The following is a 21,377-nucleotide window of genomic DNA, read 5'->3' as shown; positions in this document are numbered from 1 at the left end:
CATTAGGAAAATTCAAAAAAATCCATCAGAGAAAAATAGCATCAGCCGAGCATGCGTTGCGGCTTTAGCGTTCACATTTTTCTGTTCAACGCGGTTGTGATATGTAACTGCCCCCCTCCCGGCCCTTCATCCTCAGTTCCTGGCATAAAAACATTTGCAGATGCTTTCTGTCGCGGTAGTCTCATAAGGTTCGTTTATAGATCGACGGCAATGTGAGTTACCTTTTCCATACTAATTATAAAAAGACAGTACAAACAGGATCACTATGGACTCCACGCTCATCTCCACGCGTCCCGATGAAGGAACGCTTTCGTTAAGTCGCGCCCGACGCGCTGCGTTAGGCAGTTTCGCGGGTGCCGTCGTCGACTGGTATGATTTTTTACTCTATGGCATTACTGCCGCATTGGTGTTTAATCGCGAGTTTTTCCCGCAGGTAAGCCCGGCAATGGGAACGCTCGCTGCATTTGCTACCTTTGGTGTCGGTTTCCTTTTTCGTCCGCTCGGTGGCGTCATTTTCGGCCATTTCGGCGACCGACTGGGGCGTAAGCGCATGTTGATGTTTACCGTCTGGATGATGGGCATCGCCACAGCATTGATCGGCATTCTCCCTTCATTCTCAACTATTGGCTGGTGGGCACCAATTTTACTGGTGATGCTGCGAGCTATTCAGGGATTTGCTGTTGGCGGCGAATGGGGAGGCGCTGCGTTGCTGTCCGTTGAGAGCGCGCCCAAAAACAAAAAAGCCTTTTACAGTAGCGGCGTACAAGTTGGTTACGGAGTAGGTCTACTCCTTTCAACCGGACTGGTTTCATTGATCAGTATGACGACAACTGACGAGCAATTTTTGAGCTGGGGTTGGCGCATTCCTTTCCTGTTTAGCATCGTACTGGTGCTGGGTGCATTGTGGGTGCGCAATGGCATGGAGGAGTCCGCTGAATTTGAACAACAGCAGCATAATCAAGCGGCGGTGCAAAAACGCATCCCGGTTATCGAAGCTCTGTTACGACATCCCGGTGCTTTCCTTAAGATTATTGCACTGCGACTGTGCGAGTTGCTGACGATATATATCGTTACCGCCTTTGCACTTAACTATTCGACCCAGAATATGGGGCTGCCGCGCGAATTATTCCTCAATATTGGTTTGCTGGTGGGTGGATTAAGCTGCCTGACAATTCCCTGTTTTGCCTGGCTTGCCGATCGTTTTGGTCGCCGTAGGGTTTATATCAGCGGCGCAATAATCGGAACGTTAAGCGCATTTCCTTTTTTTATAGCGCTTGAGGCACAGTCCATTTTCTGGATCGTTTTCTTCTCCATTATGCTGGCGAACATTGCGCATGACATGGTGGTTTGCGTGCAACAGCCGATGTTCACCGAGATGTTTGGTGCCAGTTATCGCTACAGCGGCGCTGGCGTCGGATATCAGGTTGCCAGCGTGGTAGGCGGTGGATTTACACCTTTTATTGCTGCTGCTCTGATTACTTATTTTGCAGGAGACTGGCATAGCGTCGCCATTTATTTGCTGGCTGGCTGCCTGATTTCCGCAATAACCGCTTTGTTGATGAAAGACAATCAACACGATTGATAGCCTGGCGAAGATCGTCCGATCTTCGCCTTACACTTTTGTTTCACATTCCTGTGACATACTATCGGAAATGCGGTAATTGCATGGAACAGGAGACACACATGAATAATAAGGGCTCCGGTCTGACCCCAGCTCAGGCACTGGATAAACTTGACGCGCTGTATGAAAAATCTGTAGTCGCTTTACGCAACGCCATTGGCAGATATATTAAAAGTGGCGAACTGCCTGATGAAAACGCCCGAAAACACGGTCTTTTTGTCTATCCATCGCTGACCGTGACCTGGGACGGTAGCGCAACAAACCCTCCCAAAACACGCGCGTTTGGTCGTTTTACTCACGCTGGCAGCTACACGACTACCATCACCCGCCCTGCTCTCTTTCGTTCATATCTTAATGAACAATTAACTCTGCTGTACCAGGATTATGGTGCACATATTTCCGTGCAACCGTCAGAGCATGAAATTCCTTATCCCTATGTCATCGACGGCTCAGAGCTGACGCTTGATCGCTCAATGAGTGCCGGATTAACTCGTTATTTCCCGACAACCGAACTGGCACAAATTGGCGATGAAACGGCAGACGGCATTTATCATCCAACGGAATTCTCCCCGCTATCGCATTTTGATGCACGTCGGGTAGATTTTTCCCTAGCACGGTTACGCCATTATACGGGTACGCCAGTCGAACATTTTCAGCCGTTCGTCTTGTTTACCAACTACACACGTTATGTGGATGAATTCGTACGTTGGGGGTGCAGCCAGATCCTTGATCCTCATAGCCCCTACATTGCCCTTTCTTGTGCTGGCGGGAACTGGATCACCGCTGAAACCGAAGCACCGGAAGAAGCAATTTCCGACCTCGCATGGAAAAAACACCAGATGCCCGCATGGCATTTAATCACTACCGATGGTCAGGGTATTACTCTGGTTAATATTGGCGTGGGGCCGTCAAATGCCAAAACTATCTGCGATCATCTGGCGGTGCTACGCCCTGATGTCTGGTTGATGATTGGTCACTGCGGAGGATTACGTGAAAGCCAGGCTATTGGAGATTACGTACTTGCGCATGCTTATTTACGCGATGACCACGTTCTTGATGCGGTTCTGCCGCCCGATATTCCTATTCCGAGCATTGCTGAAGTACAACGTGCACTTTATGACGCCACCAAACTCGTCAGCGGCAGGCCGGGTGAGGAAGTTAAACAGCGGCTACGCACTGGAACTGTAGTAACCACAGATGACAGGAACTGGGAATTACGTTACTCAGCTTCTGCACTTCGTTTTAACTTAAGCCGGGCCGTAGCAATTGATATGGAAAGTGCCACCATTGCCGCGCAAGGATATCGTTTCCGCGTACCATACGGGACGCTACTGTGTGTTTCAGATAAACCGTTGCATGGTGAGATTAAACTTCCCGGTCAGGCTAACCGTTTTTATGAAGGCGCAATTTCCGAGCACCTGCAAATTGGCATTCGGGCGATAGACTTGCTGCGCGCAGAAGGCGACCGACTGCATTCGCGTAAACTGCGGACCTTTAATGAACCACCGTTCCGATAATGAGTTCAGATCCTTTGCGTCAGGGAAAGATGTGAAGGATTTGATTAAGTAACAAAGCAAAAAGCCCGCTATAAAAGCGGGCTTTTCAGAAATTTGGCTCCTCTGACTGGACTCGAACCAGTGACATACGGATTAACAGTCCGCCGTTCTACCGACTGAACTACAGAGGAATCGCGAGAACGGGGCGAATATTAACGATGCCCATCCACAATGTCAAAGCCTGTTTTTTAATTTTGAATTCGTTTGCTGAAATAATCTGCGCTTTGTCGTTTATTCCGACACATCTGGCTTTTTTTCATACTATTTATGCTCAGGACGAGGGTATTTCCATAACCATCGCCCTGTCACCATTCGCCAGTAAAACAGCACCGCCCGCACGGCCCAGTCGGCAAACATCCCCATCCAAACGCCAACCACGCCCCAGCCAAGCATAATTCCCAGCACATAACCGACTACCACCCGGCATCCCCACATGCTCAGCATAGAAACCCACATGGCGTAGCGAGCATCTCGAGCACCTTTAAAACCAGCAGGTAGTACCCAGGAGGCGGACCAAATCGGCATAAATAAAGCATTCAACCAAATCAGAATCACAACGACATGTTTAACCTGCGGATCCTGGGTATAAAACGACGCCATAATCCCGGCAAAGGGGGCTGTTAACCAGGCTATTGCCGTTAATCCAATAGTGGACAGCCAGAAAACATGCCTCAATTGAATTTCTGCTTGTGCTATCTGCCCTACCCCCAACCTTCGACCCGTAATGATTGTAGAAGCAGATCCAAGTGCACTTCCTGGTAAATTGATAAGAGCTGCAATCGAAAAAGCGATAAAATTCCCGGCAATAACACTCGTCCCCATCCCGGCAACGAACATTTGTGTTAATAACCGGCCACTGGTAAATAATACGGATTCCACACTTGCAGGAATACCAATCCCCATGACTTCCCAGATAATGCTGAAATTCAATGGCTTAAAATAGCTTTTTAACGAGATCCGTAGCGCAGGATTAAAACCAATCGCCAGAACCCACAAAATGGCGACTGCGCCAATATAACGGGAAATAGTTAATCCCAGTCCTGCCCCGACAAACCCTAACCCCTGCCAGGAGAAAAGACCGTAAATCAATATGCCGCTAATGATGATATTAAGGATATTCAAACTACCATTTATAAGAAGCGGTATTTTCGTATTCCCTGCGCCGCGAAGTGCTCCGCTGCCAATCAAGGTGATTGCCGCCGCAGGATAACTGATGACTGTCAGCTCCAGATAAGTCCGCGCCAGTGCTTTTACCTCCGGTGTGGCCTCACCTGCAACAAAATCGATAATTTGCTCACCAAAATGATGAATAAGCGCTGCCAACAGTACGGCAAACAATGTCATGATCACTAATGACTGCCGTGTCGCTACCCTCGCTCGCCGTCGATCACGCTTACCGAGACTAAATGCCACAACGACTGTAGTACCAAGGTCGATAGCTGCAAAAAAAGCCATAATGACCATATTAAAACTGTCCGCCAACCCAACGCCTGCCATCGCATCTTTTCCCAGCCAACTGACCAGAAACGTGCTCAGTACGCCCATCAACAGGACACAGGCATTCTCCATAAAGATAGGAACAGCAAGCGGGGTTATCTCACGCCAGAACAACACCTTGTAGCTCTTACGTTTTGCGTGCCAGCGAGTGCCGTGAACAAACTGGCGTAAAGCTGAGGAGATATTCAAAACTGACCTTAATTGCAGAAAGTGAAACCACATTTCAAATAATGAGGGAGAATCAGCAAAGCTGCAAAGATTTTCGCCAGCAAATTGTCTGCAAATGCAACAAACTGTTGATAGAAACGGCAAACGGTTGAGAAATTTAAAAATCAGGTTTGACAAAAGATTTTTCGCCGTTAAGATGTGCCTCAACAGCGATTCCTCTGTAGTTCAGTCGGTAGAACGGCGGACTGTTAATCCGTATGTCACTGGTTCGAGTCCAGTCAGAGGAGCCAAATTTCTGAAAAGCCCGCTTTATAGCGGGCTTTTTGCTATATCTGATAATCAATTTCCTCTTCACTATTTTCCATCACCTGTCGCTTAATATCCTCAACCGACAGTCCTGCATTGCACAGTTCCAGAAAACGCCAGACGTAGTTACGCTGTAATTGTCCTCGTTTTAGTCCCAACCAGACGGTATTAGCATCGAAAAGATGGCGCGTTTCCAGACGGATTAAATTCTCTTCCTCTTGTTCGCCACTGGATTGTTCGGCGACTAATCCAATCCCCAGGCCAAGGGCTACGTAGGTTTTGATAACATCAGAATCCTGCGCACTCAATACAATATCTGCCAGCAAACCTTTGCGGACAAATGCGTCATCAATCCGCGAGCGACCAGTAATCCCCTGTCGGTAAGTGATCAACGGCCACTTCGCTATTGATTCCAGCGTCAATGGCGTAATTTTTGTTAAGGGATGATTATCTGGGACGAGCAAACTATGATGCCAACGAAACCATGGGAAGGCGACGAGTTGCGGATCATTGCTCAGACGCTCACTGGCGATGCCAATATCGGCCCCGCCATTTTGCAGCAACGTCGCAATTTCCTGTGGTGTTCCCTGGATAAGCTCAAGCCGCACTTCCGGGAAAAGTTCGCGAAAGGCTTTAATGACCTTTGGCAAGCTGTAGCGTGCCTGAGTATGCGTCGTTGCGATAGTGAGAACGCCAGATGTATTGTTGGTAAAGAGATCGGCAAGTCGACGAACATTACTGGCTTCATTCAGAATGCGTTCTGCAATTACCAGCAATGCTTTGCCCGGTTCAGTCATACCAAGCAGTCGTTTTCCCCGACGAACGAATATTTCTATACCAAGCTCATCCTCCAGCTCTCGAATATGACGGCTGACACCTGACTGTGAGGTAAAAAGCATATTCGCAACCTCTGTCAGGTTGTAATCCTGACGTGCAGCCTCGCGGATTATCTTTAGTTGTTGGAAATTCACGGTAAACTCCGGGCAGATCAGACATTCCGCTATTGTTAAAGTCTAACGCCCGGCATAACAAATAATAAAAACCCGCATCTTATTCCATCCAGATATAACGTTTAGCTAACCAATTGCCATTGTCTTTTTTCCTTGACTGGGGGAGTGATCACTGACAATAACAGCTCTTTCACTGCTTGTGCCTGTGGCGACAGTTTTGCTCTGGCAGGTAAATTTAATGACAAAGAGAGACTCATTGACGGTGTGGTAATACGTGACATCCATCCGTTAACTGCGTCACATAACGAGCGCGCGGCTGATTCGGGTAACACTGCAACCCCCATGCCGCTGGCAATCGCTGCGGTAAGCGTGGCGATAGACTCAATTTCACCGATGACTTTTGCCGTGAGTCGCCGTAAAGAAAAAGCCTCATCAACGCGGAGTCTTACGGCACTGTAATCGCTGGGAAGAAAGAGATTCATTTGCGCTATAGCATTAACATCAACGCTTTGCCCTGGAAAATCCTGAGTTCCGACAAGAAAAAGATCTTCTTTTAACAAAGCCTGGCTGGATACGCCTGCCACAGGGGAATGCTCGTAAATTACCGCCATATCAAGCTGGCTATTTATAAGTTTATCGTTAAGAACAGCGCCGCTGTTTTCATGTAGATAGATAATCACTTCCGGAAATTCGGCTCGTACCGCCTGTAATAAGGGCATGGTGATAGACGACGCGGCAGTTCCTGGCGCAAAGCCAATTGAGACTTGACCCGATAATGTCTGACCTACGTTATGAACTGCCAGTTGGGCCTGTTCACACTGACGTAAAATTGCCCGCGCATGGGTATAGAGAATTTTTCCGGCGTCTGTTGGAGTAACGCCACGTTTAGTGCGAATCAAAAGTTGTTGATCCAGCTCGCCTTCCAGTGTGGCGACCTGCTGACTGAGCGCAGGCTGCGCGATATGTAACACTTCAGCAGCCTGGGTCAGGCTACCAATGTCTACAATTTTTACGAAGTATTTCAGGCGTCTGAAGTTCATGTTGCCTCCGGTTTTTAAGAATCGGCCCAAGTGCCGGTATTACTCACAACCAGATTGCAAGATGCTTGCCAGTTTAAGTTTGGCACTAATGCGAAAGCTAATCGCCTGTCAAATAAGAGATTATGATTGTTTTGTCCTTTCGTCTGGGTTACAGAACGAGCGTTCATTGCCCCATAAAAGGATGGCATGCACTACAATGGAACATTACAAAAAGATTGAATGTTCATCGCTTTGTCGAAATTGCCAGCAAACGAACAAAAAAATGCATTTCCCCCTTTGACATCGCGGAACGCTGCCATTAATATGCGCCCCGTTCACACGATTCCTCTGTAGTTCAGTCGGTAGAACGGCGGACTGTTAATCCGTATGTCACTGGTTCGAGTCCAGTCAGAGGAGCCAAATTCAAAGAAGCCTGCTTTCGAGCAGGCTTTTTGCTTTCTACGTAACAACTATTTTAAAACATCTGCCTCGCCCCAGAATTAACTTGCACAGGCATTCCCGATCGACGCTGCAAAGCTGCGTTTGCGCGATTTACATCAACTTCTTGTCCATTGATAAATGCCTGCAATGAAGGCGTTACCGGCAATGGCACTTTTCTGTCGGACTCATATTCCGCCCGATTACGCGATAACGGTTCATGAACTTCCAGCCACTTTGAGCCATCCAGTTCCGTTGTGTATTTCACCGGCTGATCGATAATTTGCACGCGCGTCCCGACTGGAACATTATCGAACAAATACTTTATGTCATCATTGCGCAGACGAATACAGCCCTGACTCACCCGTAAGCCAATGCCAAAATTGGCATTAGTGCCGTGGATGGCATAAAGCCGACCAATATAGATGGCATAAAGCCCCATAGGATTATCGGGACCCGCAGGGACAAATGCGGGCAGGCTCTCCCCTCGTTTTGCATATTCACGGCGAGTATTAGGGGTCGGTGTCCAGGTTGGTGCTTCTTGTTTGCGTTCAACGGCCGTCACCCAATTGCGCGGTGTTTCGCGCCCGGCCTGACCGATACCGATAGGAAAGACCTCCACAGTATTACTGTCTGGCGGGTAGTAATAAAGACGCATCTCAGCGACGTTAACCACAATCCCTTTACGAACAGTGGCGGGCAAAATCAGTTGCTGCGGAATGGTGAGTTGCGAGCCAGACTTCGGCAAGAAAACATCAGCGCCCGGATTCGCTTCCAGTATATTACTCAGACCTTGCCCATACTGTGCAGCAAAGGTTTCCAGCGGCTGGGTATTGTGATCAGGAACCGTTATTGTCAGTGGTTGCCCGACTAAACGGCTACCCTCTGGAGGGAGTGGATAAGTTACCGCCAGACTATTATGGCTGGCAAAAAGCAGAACAAATGAACAAAGAATATTTACACGACGCATCATGTCCCTTTCCTAAGTCGCGAAAGCTATCCGATAATTATAGCTTTTATCTGACTTTTCGTTTTTAACTGTTCAATTCAGAAGTCGTCTTCCCCGGTAGAACAATATTACTGGCGGCAAGTTCTCCCATGTTGCTGTATATCGCGCAGGCGGCTTCGATGATTGGCATCGCCAGCGCTGCGCCACTCCCCTCACCTAAACGCATTTCCATATTGAGATAAGGCTCCAGCCCCAAATGTGACAGCGCTATACGCGCCCCTTTTTCTGCCGACAGGTGAGAAGGAATGAGATACGGTTTGATTGCAGGACACATCCGGCAGGCGGCAAGTGCAGCGGCGTAAGAAAGAAATCCATCCAGCAACACGGGTAAACCGCAGGATGCGGCACCTAACATTACGCCAGCCATTCCGACCAAATCAAACCCACCGACTTTGGCCAGCACATCAAGACCATCCAGTGGATTCGGTTGATTCAATGTTAATGCCCGACGAACAACATCAACTTTATGAGCCAGTTTATCTGTCGGCAGGTTTGCGCCAATACCGACCACTTCTTCAGGATCGCGTCCAGTAATCGCACTGACTATCGCCGCTGCCGGTGTGGTATTTGCCATCCCCAGTTCACCCACACCAAACAGCGTGACGCCATTTCTCGCTAACTCGCGCGTATATTGTATGACGTCCAAAAGCAACTCTTCAGCCTGACAGGGGCTCATTGCCGGACCCGAGGCAATATTACCGCTACCTCGTGCGACACGCATGTTAATAAGCCCAGGGATAGGCTCAACGGTATCAATCCCAACATCAATCACGTGAACTTTAGCGCCCGCTAGTGCTGCCAGCACACACACACCAGTTGTTCCACGTGTCATATTTTCAGCCTGGATGGCTGTCACTGCTTTCGGAGAAATAGCGACACCTTCATCCCAGACACCATGATCGGCACACATAACCAGCACTGCTTTTTGGCCCACATGAGGCACACCATTCAGTCCCGGCATTCCTGCCAGTTGTACGGCAAGCGCCTCCAGTCTTCCCAGACTACCGACAGGTTTGAGTAACCCATCAATATACCGTTGGGTACGCGACATAGCGGCAGGATCGATGGCAGGGATCGTATTCAATAATTCGGCGAGTGTTTGCATGTAGCGTCTCTTCGGTAATCAGTCTTATAGCAGTGCCAGCAGGAAGACCAGTTCACCAAGTTCTATGGCTGCTCCTAGCGTATCGCCGGTTTGCCCGCCCAGAGTCCGTTTGAGAAGCTGACCGAGGATGAAAATCGCCACCATCGTCACCACCATAGCAGCCACACCATGCATACCCGGCAATAATACGGCAGCAAAAATAGCGGCTAAACCGAGGGTGACACAGGTTTGTCGCCCGTCAATTTTGCCAATGAACACATTACCAAGCCCTTCTTCCCGGGCATAACAATGACGATACATCAACAATGCGGCAGTCCCACGGCTAACCGCACATGCAGCCGCCAGCGGTGCAAGGATCGGTTCGCCACGCAGTGCCAACTCGCTTAACACCAGAATCTTTGCCAGAACCACAAAAATCAGCGCCAGACCACCGTGGGTACCCAAACGGCTATCACGCATGATTTCCAACATGCGATCGCGGCTACGTGCAGAAAATACGCCATCACAGGTATCTGCGAGGCCGTCCAGGTGGAATCCCCCTGTCATCAGCGCCAGCACCAGCACGCTAAACAGTGCCGCCAGCGGTATGCCACACCATGCCTGCAACGCCATGAAGACCAGTCCACTAATGGCGCCAAGCAATAAACCAATTAAGGGAAAAGCAATGATACCGCGAGAATAATGCTCGAAATCCAGCCCCTGGGACCAACGACGCGGTACAGGCAGACGCGTAATAAAAGAGAGCATCGCCCAAAATAATTTACTCATTTGATTTTTACTCCAATACCCGAAACCACCAGCCATACTTCATCTGCCGCAGCGGCCAGCTGCTGATTTACCCGCCCGGCAATATCGCGAAAATGTCGCGCCAGACGATTCTCCGGCACAATCCCCATGCCCACTTCATTGGTCACTAATACGACCTTTGTAGTACAACGTTGACAGGCGGCAATCAACGACTGAATCTCACCGTTAATCGCCTGCTCGATCGCGTCATAATCCCATTTTTCAGGATCTTTATCGCCGCCATATTCAAACAAAAGATTAGTCACCATTGTTGTAATGCATTCCAGCAACACGGCAGCCTGCGGGTTAATGTCTGCGTTAATTAACTCATCAAGATTTTGCCAGCGTTCCACCGTGTGCCAGTGCGCCGGGCGGCCTTGCCGATGGTGTTCAATCCGTGAGGCCATCTCATCATCAAAAATTTGCGAAGTAGCGATATACAGGACCTGTGGAGTGTCCCCAATAAGCGCCTCGGCGTGCCGGCTCTTCCCGCTCCGTGCGCCCCCCGTCACCAAAATCATCATACGGACTCCCGGTTCAATTGTATGATGGTATTCATTGACCAGAGCAATGGATGTTCCACTGTTACTGACCGTAATAACATTTCTTCGATTAATACTGCGCGTATTAAAAATAAAAATCCAGCATTCTCAATCCATTACGAATGGGGGAGGCTTTGTGAAATAGCCCAATTTCCCTGCGTTAACGACCGACAAAATGTGTCATTAGCAACGGTTTCTCTGAATTGACACATTTCATTCAGATAATGGATTAACGCTACAGCCCCACCAGCCGTGCCATTCAGCAAACGAGCATTGTGCTCTGCTATTAAGATTACCGTCACGCCATCAGGCAGAGGGAGCCTTTCTGGGATGAGTGTCCCGCTTTCAGCAATCAATAACAGCACTGAATAATCGCTATACGCATCTGATAATGATTGTTCTGGCCCACCGTTAAAAGGCAGGAAACCTTGCTGCCAATCCTCACCGACAAAACAGGTAATAGGCAACATTTCAGCCAGATGTTTAGCGAGTTCAATATCGCCAGATGAGAGGCAAAAAAGAGCTATCGATTCAGGTTTTATCGTTTTCATGACCACCACCCTCCGCTTAGTTTCCTGTAATAACGGTCAGGTTGATATGCCACAAAAAAAGATTGCCACACCATAAGTGCAGCCCTGGTGCCTGTCGACACGACGATGAATGAAATAAATGCTGCCGCCATCCCCTGATCCTTTCAGGGTGGTAGGGGTATAAAGACGCGCCAGTGCTCAACCGGGCGCTTCCAGACAACCCACTTCCCACCGAAGTTGTTGGTATTAACTGACAGGCTGGTCTTCTGGCTTAGCGTCATCCTCCCCCGACCTTCCCGATCTCACGATCAGTGGCATTTTCGGGGTTGTCAGCATTACAGCAGCGGGGGCTGCGAGGGATTTCCACCCTCTTCCCAGGCACAAATGTGCCAAACCTGTCAGCGTATGTTATGAGCTGATTTCAATTTTCCCATAACACGTAAATGAATTATTACTGCCAGAGTATATTTAATCATCCCTCATTTTTTACATTGAATTTATGCCGTTTCCGCAGCCGTATTTTCGCTAATTTGCTGACGGTAAACCTGCGGCGTTACCTGATAGGTCTGTCGAAAAACTTTGCAAAAATAACTGGTTTGAGAGAAGCCTAAATTACGCGCAATGCTGGCGATGCTCCAGTCACTATGGCACAGCAACTCACGGGCGCTGGCCATGCGTTGTTGGTTTACCCATGCATTAAAACCAATTCCATGATATTTCTTAAACAATTTACTGAAATAATAAGGGCTTAGATAAACATGCGAAGCAACATCCTCCAGGCGTAAATCGTCTGATAAATGCGCATCAATATAGCGCAATGCTTTTTTCATTTTATTATCGTGGGGATTAGACGCACGGGTCTGACGAACTGAATCCGAATGAGGTTTATTCTCTTTAATAACGACAAAATTGAGTTGCTTTTTGAGGCAATTTTCCACAATCAACTTCAACAAATCAGCAGAGGCCATAACTCGCGAGTAATCCATCTCCGGGACTTTGCGAAATTCATTAAGTAATTCGGGATCTGCTTGCCAACGATCATCGACATTCAGAATATCGATCAAATCGACATCACCATTACGCAGGCGGACTTGTCCACACAACACAAAGCCGACTAAATGCCCAGCAATCACCAAAGGAATAGAGAAATCGGTTAATCCTGCATGGCAACGGTAAATACAAGGTTGATCGGATTTAGAAGCTTCCAGGCCTCCACAACGATCGCTCATGCGGCAGCGAGTGCTAAGCTGTGGATGTTGCCGCATCATCTGACAAAACGGGGTGAAGTTAAAAAGTTCGGAAATTTCATCACCGTGGATATTGACCACAACAACCGCAAGGCTGGTCGCCTGCGCAAAATCCTGCGCGATTTTATTAATGAGTTCTGAATTAAGTGTCGCCGCAGAAATCATGATAAAACCTCCCAGTTAATTTATTGTTATTGTAAAAAAACAATTGTTTTACATTTAATCTTCACATCATCCCTGATGATTTACTGACGAGAAGCACAAAGGACAATAACAAAAGCCTCCATGAAGCGGGAGACTTTTTAATAAGTTCGGAAAGCAGATCACAAACAGTAAAAAAATAAACGTTTATAACCGCCAGGTTATTTCGCTATTCGCGGATATCTTTAGGCGTAACACTATTGACAGGTAAATTTTGTGCAATGAGAAAGCGATAAATCGCCGCACCAACGCAGGCACCAATGACCGGGGCAATAATGGGTACAATGAAATAAGGAATATTGCGTCCGCCAGTCATCGCTATTTCTCCCCAACCCGCAAGCCAGGTGAAAATTTTTGGCCCAAAATCACGCGCTGGATTCATGGCAAAACCGGTTAATGGTCCAGTAGAAGCACCAATAACAGCAACCAGAATACCAATCAGTAAAGGTGCAAGAGGCCCCTTCGGTACACCGTTGCCGTCATCGGTCAACGCCATAATCAATCCCATCAACATAGACGTGATGACTATTTCAACCATTGCCGCCTGCCATACATTTATTGCCGCTGCCGGGTAAGTACTGAAGATACTGGCGAGTTGTAAACTTTCTGCACTTCCACGAACCATATTGTGGGCAGATTCAAAATCGGTAAACAAATTGCTGTATAAAAAATATGCCAGAACTGCACCACCAAAGGCACCCGCTAATTGCGCCACACAAAATGGCAGCACTTTACGGGCTGGGAAAGAGGCAAACAGCCACAGAGCAATGGTAACTGCCGGGTTGAGATGAGCACCGGAAATACCTGCCGTAAGGTACACAGCAAGCGAAATCCCTAACCCCCAAATAATACAAATTTCCCACAGCCCCAGACTTGCCCCAGCAAGTTTGAGGGCACACAAACAACCAATGCCAAAAAAGAGGAACAGTCCGGTGCCCAAAAACTCGGCAACGCATTGCGCCTTGAGTGAATCATTCATAGTGACACCTTTTTTACAAAGTTTTTCTTTATCAGCCAACAGAATTGCTGATTGTTGTGTATATCGAGGGCAACTATAAAAATTGCTCTGCGGAAAATATTGCCAACATGCATGACAGACTCGTGGAAAAATCGTGCTGACATAGCAAATTATTGTCATTGCAGAAGCATGCAACACAGCGTTAATCAGTGTTGAAAGTAATAATTACCGCCAAACTTTCACAATAAAAAATTGTCATCATGACATAATAAAATTTAAACAAATATCACAGTTCCTTTCCGCGAACCAAACCCAACGAAATATTATTCGCGATTAAACCCTTCAGCCAACGCAATTAATTCACATTGAAAGCCCCACAAAACAACCAACAAATTAATAACATATAGTATATAAAAGCAATTTTATAATATTTGTCCTCTATTTATTTTTCTCATTGGCCGATTAAGTCAGCCATTCTTTTTCCTCGCTTTTTTTTATAGTCATATCGTCAAAAAATCCAGGCGAGGTCTTTATGCAACAAGAAGCGTTAGGAATGGTAGAAACCAAAGGCTTAACTGCCGCCATAGAGGCCGCAGACGCCATGGTGAAGTCGGCAAATGTATTGCTGGTTGGCTACGAAAAAATAGGTTCCGGGCTGGTGACCGTCATCGTTCGTGGTGATGTCGGGGCTGTAAAAGCGGCAACAGACGCAGGTGCCGCCGCCGCGCGTAACGTCGGTGAAGTAAAAGCCGTACACGTTATTCCCCGCCCACATACCGATGTCGAAAAAATCTTACCAAAGGGAATTAACCCATGAGTAGCAATGAACTGGTCGAACAGATCATGGCGCAGGTCATCGCTCGCGTAGCGACGCCAGAGCATGAGGTTCTCCCGGAAACCACTCATCAAACACGAGAGACGGCTATGGCAGAAAAAAGCTGCACGTTAACGGAATTTGTTGGCACCGCTATTGGCGACACTGTAGGTCTGGTCATTGCGAACGTTGATAGCGCCCTGTTGGACGCGATGAAACTTGAAAAACGCTATCGCTCCATTGGCATTCTGGGTGCACGTATTGGCGCAGGTCCACACATTATGGCCGCTGATGAAGCGGTAAAAGCTACGAACACTGAAGTTATTAGCATTGAACTTCCTCGCGATACCAAAGGCGGTGCCGGACACGGCTCATTAATCCTCTTAGGTGGCAACGATGTTTCCGACGTGAAACGCGGTATTGAAGTTGCCCTGAAAGAACTCGATCGGACCTTTGGCGATGTCTATGCCAACGAAGCCGGGCATCTTGAACTGCAATATACCGCCCGCGCCAGCTATGCACTGGAAAAAGCGTTTGGTGCACCACTGGGACGGGCTTGCGGCGTTATTGTCGGCGCTCCAGCCGCTGTGGGTGTTCTGATGGCCGACACCGCGCTGAAGTCCGCCAATGTGGACGTGGTGGCATACAGCTCTCCCGCTCAAGGCACCAGCTACAGCAATGAAGTCATTCTGATTATCTCGGGTGACTCCGGCGCAGTCCGTCAGGCGGTCATCTCCGCACGCGAAATCGGTAAAACCGTACTTTCGACTCTCGGCGATACACCGAAAAACGATCGCCCTTCCTACATCTGAATTCCCTGAGGCAGATTCATGAGATCGAAAAGATTTGAAGCACTGGCCAAACGCCCGGTCAACCAGGACGGTTTCGTTAAAGAGTGGATTGAAGAAGGCTTCATTGCGATGGAAAGCCCGAACGATCCAAAACCGTCAATCAAAATTGTTAACGGCGTCGTCACCGAGCTGGATGGAAAACCCGCCAGCCAGTTTGACCTGATCGACCACTTTATCGCCCGTTACGGCATCAATCTCGCGCGCGCCGAAGAAGTCATCGCGATGGATTCGGTCAAACTTGCCAATATGCTGTGCGATCCAAATGTCAAACGTAGCGATATCGTTCCCCTTACCACAGCAATGACGCCCGCCAAAATCGTCGAAGTGGTTTCGCAGATGAACGTAGTAGAGATGATGATGGCGATGCAGAAAATGCGCGCCCGTCGAACACCATCACAACAGGCTCACGTCACCAACGTCAAAGATAACCCGGTACAAATTGCCGCCGACGCAGCCGAAGGCGCATGGCGCGGGTTTGATGAACAGGAAACCACCGTTGCCGTTGCTCGCTATGCGCCGTTCAACGCCATCGCTCTGCTGGTAGGTTCCCAGGTAGGGCGCCCGGGCGTCTTGACCCAGTGTTCACTGGAAGAAGCCACCGAACTGAAACTCGGTATGTTAGGCCACACCTGTTACGCCGAAACGATTTCTGTTTACGGCACGGAACCTGTTTTCACCGATGGCGATGATACCCCGTGGTCAAAAGGATTTCTCGCGTCATCTTATGCTTCTCGCGGCTTAAAAATGCGCTTTACTTCCGGCTCCGGCTCTGAAGTACAGATGGGTTACGCGGAAGGCAAATCAATGCTTTATCTCGAGGCTCGTTGCATTTACATCACCAAAGCCGCAGGCGTACAGGGGCTGCAGAATGGTTCCGTAAGCTGCATTGGTGTTCCATCAGCTGTGCCGTCAGGCATCCGCGCAGTGCTGGCGGAAAACCTAATTTGCTCATCGCTGGATCTGGAATGTGCCTCCAGTAATGACCAGACCTTTACCCACTCAGATATGCGCCGTACCGCGCGTTTCCTGATGCAGTTTCTGCCGGGTACTGACTTTATCTCTTCCGGTTTTTCCGCTGTGCCGAACTACGACAACATGTTTGCCGGTTCAAACGAAGACGCCGAAGACTTCGATGATTACAACGTCATTCAGCGTGACCTGAAGGTTGATGGCGGTCTGCGACCGGTGCGCGAAGAAGATGTTGTCGCCATCCGCAATAAAGCCGCACGCGCTTTACAAGCTGTCTTTGCCGGTATGGGATTACCCCTTATTACCGATGAAGAGGTCGAAGCGGCGACCTATGCCCACGGTTCGAAAGATATGCCAGAGCGCAACATCGTAGAAGACATTAAGTTCGCCCAGGAAATTATCAATAAAAACCGTAACAGCCTGGAAGTGGTGAAAGCCCTGGCGCAAGGCGGTTTTACCGATGTCGCTCAGGACATGCTCAACATGCAAAAAGCGAAACTGACCGGCGATTATCTCCATACCTCAGCCATTATCGTCGATGACGGACAAGTGCTCTCTGCGGTCAATGACGTCAATGATTACGCCGGACCGGCTACAGGTTATCGCCTGCAAGGGGAACGCTGGGAAGAGATCAAAAATATTCCCGGTGCACTTGATCCCAACGAAATTGACTAAGGGTGAGAAATGGAAATTAACGAAAAATTACTGCGTCAGATTATCGAAGACGTGCTGGCAGAAATGCAAACCAGCGACAAGTCCGTTTCATTTCGCGCACCTGTCGCCGCAACAGTCTCTTCCGCGCCGGATACCGGAAATTTTTTAACTGAAATTGGCGAAGCCCAACAAGGCACTCAGCAGGATGAAGTCATTATTGCTGTAGGCCCGGCATTTGGTCTGGCGCAGACCGTCAATATTATCGGTATTCCGCATAAAAACATCTTGCGTGAAGTGATTGCCGGTATCGAAGAAGAAGGCATTAAAGCGCGTGTGATTCGTTGTTTTAAATCGTCCGATGTCGCATTCGTAGCAGTCGAAGGCGATCGCCTTAGTGGTTCCGGCATTGCTATTGGTATTCAGTCAAAAGGCACCACGGTTATCCACCAGCAGGGGCTTCCCCCTTTGTCTAACCTGGAACTTTTCCCGCAAGCGCCTTTGTTGACGCTGGAAACTTATCGTCAGATTGGTAAAAACGCCGCGCGTTATGCGAAGCGTGAGTCTCCACAACCAGTTCCGACCCTCAACGATCAAATGGCGCGGCCTAAATACCAGGCCAAATCAGCCATTTTGCATATCAAAGAGACGAAGTACGTGGTCACTGGCAAAAAACCGCAAGAACTGCGCGTGACGTTTTAACAAAGGAAACCTTCATGAATACCGATGCAATTGAGTCGATGGTCAGGGACGTGTTGAACCGCATGAACAGTCTACAGGATGCAGCTCCTGTTTCTGCGACACCCAACGCGTCAATACAGAACGCCAAAGTGACGGATTATCCGCTGGCAAATAAACATCCGGAATGGGTTAAAACGGCGACCAATAAAACGCTCGACGATTTCACTCTGGAGAATGTACTCAGCGATAAAGTCACCGCCCAGGACATGCGCATAACCCCTGAAACATTGCGTATTCAGGCCGCGATTGCCAGAGATGCTGGTCGCGATCGTCTGGCGATGAATTTTGAACGTGCCGCCGAGCTTACCTCAGTGCCGGATGATCGCATCCTTGAAATCTATAATGCGTTACGCCCTTATCGTTCAACTAAGCAAGAACTCATTGCCATTGCTGACGATCTTGAACGTCGTTATCAGGCCAAAATTTGCGCTGCATTTGTCCGCGAAGCTGCAGAACTCTATGTCGAGCGTAAAAAACTGAAAGGCGACGATTAAGGACGAACTATGCGATATATAGCAGGCATTGATATCGGCAATTCATCTACAGAAGTTGCTCTGGCGACGCTCAGTACGTCTGGAGAATTGTCATTCGTGAGCAGCGCCCTTGCGGAAACCACCGGAATTAAAGGTACGTTGCGTAACGTATATGGCATTCAGGAGGCGCTCGCACAGGCAACGAAAAAAGTCGGCATCAATGTCAGCGATATTTCGCTTATTCGTATCAACGAAGCAACTCCTGTCATTGGCGATGTGGCGATGGAAACCATTACGGAAACCATCATCACCGAGTCAACCATGATTGGTCACAACCCAAAAACGCCAGGCGGAGTGGGACTGGGCGTGGGGCTCACCATCACTCCACAAGAGTTGTTAACACGTCCGGCGGATACACCGTACATTCTGGTCGTGTCATCGGCATTTGATTTTGCCGATATCGCGACCATGATAAACGCCTCCGTGCGTGCCGGATATCAACTGACTGGCGTTATTCTGCAACGTGATGATGGCGTGCTTGTCAGTAACCGCCTGGAAATCCCTTTACCCATTGTTGATGAAGTCCTCTACATCGATCGTATTCCGCTCGGCATGCTGGCCGCTATTGAAGTCGCCGTTCCCGGGAAGGTTATCGAAACCCTGTCTAATCCGTATGGGATTGCCACTGTTTTCGCCCTCAATGCTGAAGAGACTAAAAATATCGTTCCTGTTGCACGAGCACTCATAGGCAACCGTTCTGCAGTAGTGGTGAAAACACCTTCTGGCGACGTTAAAGCCCGTTCGATACCCGCCGGAAACATCGAGCTGCTTTCTGCCGGACGTACAATACGAGTTGATGTTGCTGCTGGTGCCGATGCCATTATGAAAGCGGTCGGCGAGTGCTCAAAACTGGAAAACGTAACGGGAGAACCGGGCACCAACATCGGCGGTATGCTGGAACATGTTCGCCAGACTATGGCGGAACTGACCAATAAACCCAGCCACGAAATTTTTATTCAGGATTTACTGGCGATAGATACCTCTGTTCCCGTCAGCGTAACCGGTGGGCTGGCTGGTGAATTTTCACTGGAACAGGCAGTGGGTATCGCTTCAATGGTGAAATCCGACCGACTGCAAATGGCGATGATCGCCAGTGAAATTAAGCAAAAACTGCATGTTGATGTTCAGGTCGGAGGCGCTGAAGCAGAAGCTGCAATTCAGGGAGCCTTGACTACCCCAGGAACCACACGCCCTCTGGCAATTCTGGACTTAGGCGCAGGTTCTACCGATGCCTCCATCATCAATCAGAAAGGGGAAATGATAGCCACTCACCTTGCGGGAGCGGGCGACATGGTGACGATGATTATTGCCAGGGAACTGGGCTTAAATGATCGTTATCTGGCAGAAGAAATCAAAAAATACCCGTTGGCAAAAGTAGAAAGCCTGTTCCATTTACGCCATGAAGACGGCAGCGTTCAGTTCTTCCCTACTCCGCTGTCCCCTCATGTATTTGCCCGCGTTTGTGTGGTGAAACCTGACGAACTGGTGCCTATTCCCGGCGATTTAACACTGGAAAAAGTACGTGCTGTTCGCCGCAGTGCGAAAGAGCGCGTCTTCGTAACCAATGCCCTGCGCGCGCTACGTCAGGTAAGTCCAGGCGGAAATATTCGCGATATTCCGTTCGTCGTTCTGGTGGGCGGTTCTTCGCTGGATTTCGAAGTACCGCAGTTAGTCACCGATGCATTGGCGCATTATCGATTGGTCGCCGGACGGGGGAATATCCGTGGTAGTGAAGGCCCGCGCAATGCGGTAGCTACCGGGCTACTGATTTCCTGGCACAGGGAGTTGGCTCATGGAAAGTAAAGAACATACGCCCGCTATTGTCGTTACGGAAATAGGTGACTGTATCAGTACATGGACTGAGGTGCTTCTTGGCATTGAAGAGGAAGGTATCCCCTTTCGCATTCAACATATTCCGTCAGGCGAAGTCATCGATAGCGCCTGGCAGGCTGCTCGTCAGTCCCCCCTGTTGGTTGGCATAGCCTGCGACCGGGAAAAGCTGATTGTGCATTACAAAAACTTACCGGCATCAGCGCCACTGTTTACGCTGATGTATCAACAAGATAACCATGCCCGGCGCAGCATCGGCAATAACGCTGCCCGCCTGGTAAAAGGCATTCCCTTCAGGGAATGCCACTCATAATCCACAGGAGAAACGCTGTATGAACAACGCACTAGGACTGGTTGAAACAAAAGGGTTAGTTGGCGCAATTGAAGCCGCAGATGCCATGGTTAAATCCGCCAACGTGCAACTGGTTGGCTATGAAAAGATTGGTTCGGGTCTGATTACGGTGATGGTCCGTGGCGATGTTGGCGCAGTAAAAGCCGCCGTTGATGCAGGAAGCGCCGCCGCAAGCGCCGTTGGCGAAGTGAAATCCTGCCATGTCATCCCGCGGCCACACAGCGATGTTGAGGCCATTTTACCTAAATCTGCATAACCCCATTCGCTAAGGAGCACAGCGTGAAGCAATCACTGGGATTACTTGAAGTCAGTGGTCTGGCACTCGCCATCAGTTGCGCAGATGCTATGGCAAAAGCCGCGTCCATCACGCTGGTTGGCCTTGAGAAGACCAATGGCTCAGGCTGGACGCTCATTAAAATCACCGGTGACGTCGCCTCGGTTAATGCGGCGATCGCGACGGGTGCCAGTTTCGCCGAACAGCGAAATGGCCTCGTCGCACACAAAGTGATTGCCCGCCCGGGTGAGGGAATACTGCCCCGCCCAACAGAAGCAATGAATGTGACGGTGGCAGTAAGCGAAACGCCAGCAACAGTCGCCCCCCCAGAGATTATCAGCTGTAATTTGTGTCTTGACCCCGCGTGTCAACGGCAAAAAGGTGAGCCACGTTCACTTTGTCTGCACTCTGATAAGCGAGGGGAGTAGC

Annotated in this window: 21 protein-coding genes, 3 tRNA genes and 1 riboswitch; of the genes, 13 read left to right on the top strand and 11 right to left on the bottom strand. The window is 49.1% G+C overall.

What is annotated here, in order from left to right; genetic code table 11:
* The first annotated feature begins 265 nt into the window (after positions 1 to 265).
* Together shiA and amn are read left to right on the top strand one after the other, a co-directional pair.
* A complete protein-coding gene (gene shiA, locus FEK42_RS02485) occupies positions 266 to 1,582 on the top strand; it encodes a shikimate transporter (RefSeq protein ID WP_135492744.1) in 1,317 nt (438 codons plus the stop codon).
* Positions 1,583 to 1,683: 101 nt separating this feature from the next.
* Positions 1,684 to 3,138 carry an AMP nucleosidase gene (gene amn / locus FEK42_RS02480; protein WP_135407118.1) on the top strand — a complete coding sequence of 485 codons (1,455 nt, stop codon included), beginning with the start codon at positions 1,684 to 1,686 and terminating at the stop codon, positions 3,136 to 3,138.
* Between the two features lie 94 nt (positions 3,139 to 3,232).
* Here amn and FEK42_RS02475 read toward each other — a convergent pair.
* Both FEK42_RS02475 and yeeO read right to left on the bottom strand, forming a co-directional pair.
* A tRNA-Asn gene (locus FEK42_RS02475) sits at positions 3,233 to 3,308 on the bottom strand.
* Between the two features lie 130 nt (positions 3,309 to 3,438).
* The gene (gene yeeO / locus FEK42_RS02470) at positions 3,439 to 4,896 is read right to left on the bottom strand and encodes a toxic metabolite efflux MATE transporter YeeO (RefSeq protein WP_339374555.1); all 1,458 of its coding nucleotides are present in this window, start codon (positions 4,894 to 4,896) and stop codon (positions 3,439 to 3,441) included.
* Positions 4,897 to 5,056: 160 nt separating this feature from the next.
* On the opposite strand from yeeO, the gene FEK42_RS02465 reads away from it, so the two are divergent.
* Positions 5,057 to 5,132: transfer RNA gene (locus tag FEK42_RS02465), tRNA-Asn, on the top strand.
* Positions 5,133 to 5,168: 36 nt separating this feature from the next.
* Here the strand turns inward: FEK42_RS02465 and cbl are convergent.
* The gene (gene cbl, locus FEK42_RS02460) at positions 5,169 to 6,119 is read right to left on the bottom strand and encodes an HTH-type transcriptional regulator Cbl (protein ID WP_130208637.1); all 951 of its coding nucleotides are present in this window, start codon (positions 6,117 to 6,119) and stop codon (positions 5,169 to 5,171) included.
* Between the two features lie 101 nt (positions 6,120 to 6,220).
* A complete protein-coding gene (nac, locus tag FEK42_RS02455; RefSeq protein ID WP_135410112.1) occupies positions 6,221 to 7,138 on the bottom strand; it encodes a nitrogen assimilation transcriptional regulator NAC in 918 nt (305 codons plus the stop codon).
* Between the two features lie 323 nt (positions 7,139 to 7,461).
* Here nac and FEK42_RS02450 point away from each other — a divergent pair.
* Positions 7,462 to 7,537: transfer RNA gene (locus FEK42_RS02450), tRNA-Asn, on the top strand.
* A gap of 55 nt (positions 7,538 to 7,592) precedes the next feature.
* Here the strand turns inward: FEK42_RS02450 and ldtA are convergent.
* The 7 genes from ldtA to pduF form a co-directional block, all read right to left on the bottom strand.
* Positions 7,593 to 8,528, bottom strand: coding sequence for a L,D-transpeptidase (gene ldtA, locus FEK42_RS02445; protein ID WP_135410113.1), 936 nt, complete (start codon positions 8,526 to 8,528; stop codon positions 7,593 to 7,595).
* Positions 8,529 to 8,589: 61 nt separating this feature from the next.
* Entirely contained in the window at positions 8,590 to 9,669 is a 1,080-nt protein-coding gene (gene cobT, locus FEK42_RS02440; protein WP_135492745.1) for a nicotinate-nucleotide--dimethylbenzimidazole phosphoribosyltransferase, read from the bottom strand.
* Positions 9,670 to 9,693: 24 nt separating this feature from the next.
* Complete coding sequence (gene cobS / locus FEK42_RS02435; RefSeq protein ID WP_135492746.1) at positions 9,694 to 10,437, bottom strand: adenosylcobinamide-GDP ribazoletransferase; 744 nt, start codon at positions 10,435 to 10,437, stop codon at positions 9,694 to 9,696.
* The gene (gene cobU / locus FEK42_RS02430) at positions 10,434 to 10,979 is read right to left on the bottom strand and encodes a bifunctional adenosylcobinamide kinase/adenosylcobinamide-phosphate guanylyltransferase (RefSeq protein WP_135492747.1); all 546 of its coding nucleotides are present in this window, start codon (positions 10,977 to 10,979) and stop codon (positions 10,434 to 10,436) included. The genes cobS and cobU overlap by 4 nt, the downstream gene beginning before the upstream one ends.
* 134 nt (positions 10,980 to 11,113) lie before the next feature.
* Entirely contained in the window at positions 11,114 to 11,548 is a 435-nt protein-coding gene (locus FEK42_RS02425) for a cobalamin biosynthesis protein (protein ID WP_138211726.1), read from the bottom strand.
* Positions 11,549 to 11,765: 217 nt separating this feature from the next.
* Positions 11,766 to 11,941, bottom strand: a riboswitch (cobalamin riboswitch).
* An 83-nt stretch (positions 11,942 to 12,024) separates the two neighbouring features.
* Positions 12,025 to 12,939 (bottom strand): regulatory protein PocR, encoded by a 915-nt coding sequence (gene pocR / locus FEK42_RS02420; RefSeq protein ID WP_130216415.1) that lies wholly within the window; start codon positions 12,937 to 12,939, stop codon positions 12,025 to 12,027.
* Positions 12,940 to 13,144: 205 nt separating this feature from the next.
* Positions 13,145 to 13,954, bottom strand: coding sequence for a propanediol diffusion facilitator PduF (gene pduF, locus FEK42_RS02415; protein WP_135492821.1), 810 nt, complete (start codon positions 13,952 to 13,954; stop codon positions 13,145 to 13,147).
* A 511-nt stretch (positions 13,955 to 14,465) separates the two neighbouring features.
* On the opposite strand from pduF, the gene pduA reads away from it, so the two are divergent.
* From pduA to FEK42_RS02370, 9 genes are read left to right on the top strand one after another with little or no spacing between them, the layout of a single operon-like run.
* Positions 14,466 to 14,750 carry a propanediol utilization microcompartment protein PduA gene (pduA, locus tag FEK42_RS02410; RefSeq protein ID WP_001183614.1) on the top strand — a complete coding sequence of 95 codons (285 nt, stop codon included), beginning with the start codon at positions 14,466 to 14,468 and terminating at the stop codon, positions 14,748 to 14,750.
* Positions 14,747 to 15,559 carry a propanediol utilization microcompartment protein PduB gene (pduB, locus tag FEK42_RS02405; RefSeq protein ID WP_000097479.1) on the top strand — a complete coding sequence of 271 codons (813 nt, stop codon included), beginning with the start codon at positions 14,747 to 14,749 and terminating at the stop codon, positions 15,557 to 15,559. The genes pduA and pduB overlap by 4 nt, the downstream gene beginning before the upstream one ends.
* A gap of 18 nt (positions 15,560 to 15,577) precedes the next feature.
* Positions 15,578 to 17,242: a propanediol dehydratase large subunit PduC gene (gene pduC / locus FEK42_RS02400; RefSeq protein ID WP_130259966.1), complete on the top strand. Its 1,665-nt coding sequence runs from the start codon at positions 15,578 to 15,580 to the stop codon at positions 17,240 to 17,242.
* Positions 17,243 to 17,251: 9 nt separating this feature from the next.
* Complete coding sequence (locus tag FEK42_RS02395; RefSeq protein WP_130208657.1) at positions 17,252 to 17,920, top strand: propanediol/glycerol family dehydratase medium subunit; 669 nt, start codon at positions 17,252 to 17,254, stop codon at positions 17,918 to 17,920.
* Positions 17,921 to 17,934: 14 nt separating this feature from the next.
* The gene (gene pduE / locus FEK42_RS02390; RefSeq protein ID WP_131161073.1) at positions 17,935 to 18,453 is read left to right on the top strand and encodes a propanediol dehydratase small subunit PduE; all 519 of its coding nucleotides are present in this window, start codon (positions 17,935 to 17,937) and stop codon (positions 18,451 to 18,453) included.
* Between the two features lie 9 nt (positions 18,454 to 18,462).
* A complete protein-coding gene (locus tag FEK42_RS02385) occupies positions 18,463 to 20,295 on the top strand; it encodes a diol dehydratase reactivase subunit alpha (protein ID WP_135492749.1) in 1,833 nt (610 codons plus the stop codon).
* Entirely contained in the window at positions 20,285 to 20,635 is a 351-nt protein-coding gene (locus FEK42_RS02380; RefSeq protein WP_135407136.1) for a glycerol dehydratase reactivase beta/small subunit family protein, read from the top strand. Before FEK42_RS02385 ends, FEK42_RS02380 begins: the two co-directional genes overlap by 11 nt.
* A gap of 19 nt (positions 20,636 to 20,654) precedes the next feature.
* A complete protein-coding gene (pduJ, locus tag FEK42_RS02375) occupies positions 20,655 to 20,930 on the top strand; it encodes a propanediol utilization microcompartment protein PduJ (RefSeq protein WP_001057752.1) in 276 nt (91 codons plus the stop codon).
* On the top strand, positions 20,927 to 21,376 hold the full coding sequence (locus tag FEK42_RS02370) for a BMC domain-containing protein (protein ID WP_135410119.1): 450 nt from the start codon (positions 20,927 to 20,929) through the stop codon (positions 21,374 to 21,376). The genes pduJ and FEK42_RS02370 overlap by 4 nt, the downstream gene beginning before the upstream one ends.
* Position 21,377: the final 1 nt, after the last annotated feature.

This window comes from Escherichia sp. E2748, assembly GCF_005781125.1.
Lineage (GTDB): Bacteria > Pseudomonadota > Gammaproteobacteria > Enterobacterales > Enterobacteriaceae > Escherichia.
Note: the sequence above shows the minus strand (reverse complement) of the source record. Positions and strands in the feature narration are given on the sequence as shown.

Bases quoted from the DNA above. Each gene is read 5' to 3' on its own strand.
- shiA (WP_135492744.1), top strand. From the start codon at position 266: ATGGACTCCACGCTCATCTCCACGCGTCCCGATGAAGGAACGCTTTCG.
- amn (WP_135407118.1), top strand. From the start codon at position 1,684: ATGAATAATAAGGGCTCCGGTCTGACCCCAGCTCAGGCACTGGATAAA.
- yeeO (WP_339374555.1), bottom strand. From the start codon at position 4,896: ATGTGGTTTCACTTTCTGCAATTAAGGTCAGTTTTGAATATCTCCTCA.
- nac (WP_135410112.1), bottom strand. From the start codon at position 7,138: ATGAACTTCAGACGCCTGAAATACTTCGTAAAAATTGTAGACATTGGT.
- ldtA (WP_135410113.1), bottom strand. From the start codon at position 8,528: ATGATGCGTCGTGTAAATATTCTTTGTTCATTTGTTCTGCTTTTTGCC.
- cobT (WP_135492745.1), bottom strand. From the start codon at position 9,669: ATGCAAACACTCGCCGAATTATTGAATACGATCCCTGCCATCGATCCT.
- cobS (WP_135492746.1), bottom strand. From the start codon at position 10,437: ATGAGTAAATTATTTTGGGCGATGCTCTCTTTTATTACGCGTCTGCCT.
- cobU (WP_135492747.1), bottom strand. From the start codon at position 10,979: ATGATGATTTTGGTGACGGGGGGCGCACGGAGCGGGAAGAGCCGGCAC.
- FEK42_RS02425 (WP_138211726.1), bottom strand. From the start codon at position 11,548: ATGAAAACGATAAAACCTGAATCGATAGCTCTTTTTTGCCTCTCATCT.
- pocR (WP_130216415.1), bottom strand. From the start codon at position 12,939: ATGATTTCTGCGGCGACACTTAATTCAGAACTCATTAATAAAATCGCG.
- pduF (WP_135492821.1), bottom strand. From the start codon at position 13,954: ATGAATGATTCACTCAAGGCGCAATGCGTTGCCGAGTTTTTGGGCACC.
- pduA (WP_001183614.1), top strand. From the start codon at position 14,466: ATGCAACAAGAAGCGTTAGGAATGGTAGAAACCAAAGGCTTAACTGCC.
- pduB (WP_000097479.1), top strand. From the start codon at position 14,747: ATGAGTAGCAATGAACTGGTCGAACAGATCATGGCGCAGGTCATCGCT.
- pduC (WP_130259966.1), top strand. From the start codon at position 15,578: ATGAGATCGAAAAGATTTGAAGCACTGGCCAAACGCCCGGTCAACCAG.
- FEK42_RS02395 (WP_130208657.1), top strand. From the start codon at position 17,252: ATGGAAATTAACGAAAAATTACTGCGTCAGATTATCGAAGACGTGCTG.
- pduE (WP_131161073.1), top strand. From the start codon at position 17,935: ATGAATACCGATGCAATTGAGTCGATGGTCAGGGACGTGTTGAACCGC.
- FEK42_RS02385 (WP_135492749.1), top strand. From the start codon at position 18,463: ATGCGATATATAGCAGGCATTGATATCGGCAATTCATCTACAGAAGTT.
- FEK42_RS02380 (WP_135407136.1), top strand. From the start codon at position 20,285: ATGGAAAGTAAAGAACATACGCCCGCTATTGTCGTTACGGAAATAGGT.
- pduJ (WP_001057752.1), top strand. From the start codon at position 20,655: ATGAACAACGCACTAGGACTGGTTGAAACAAAAGGGTTAGTTGGCGCA.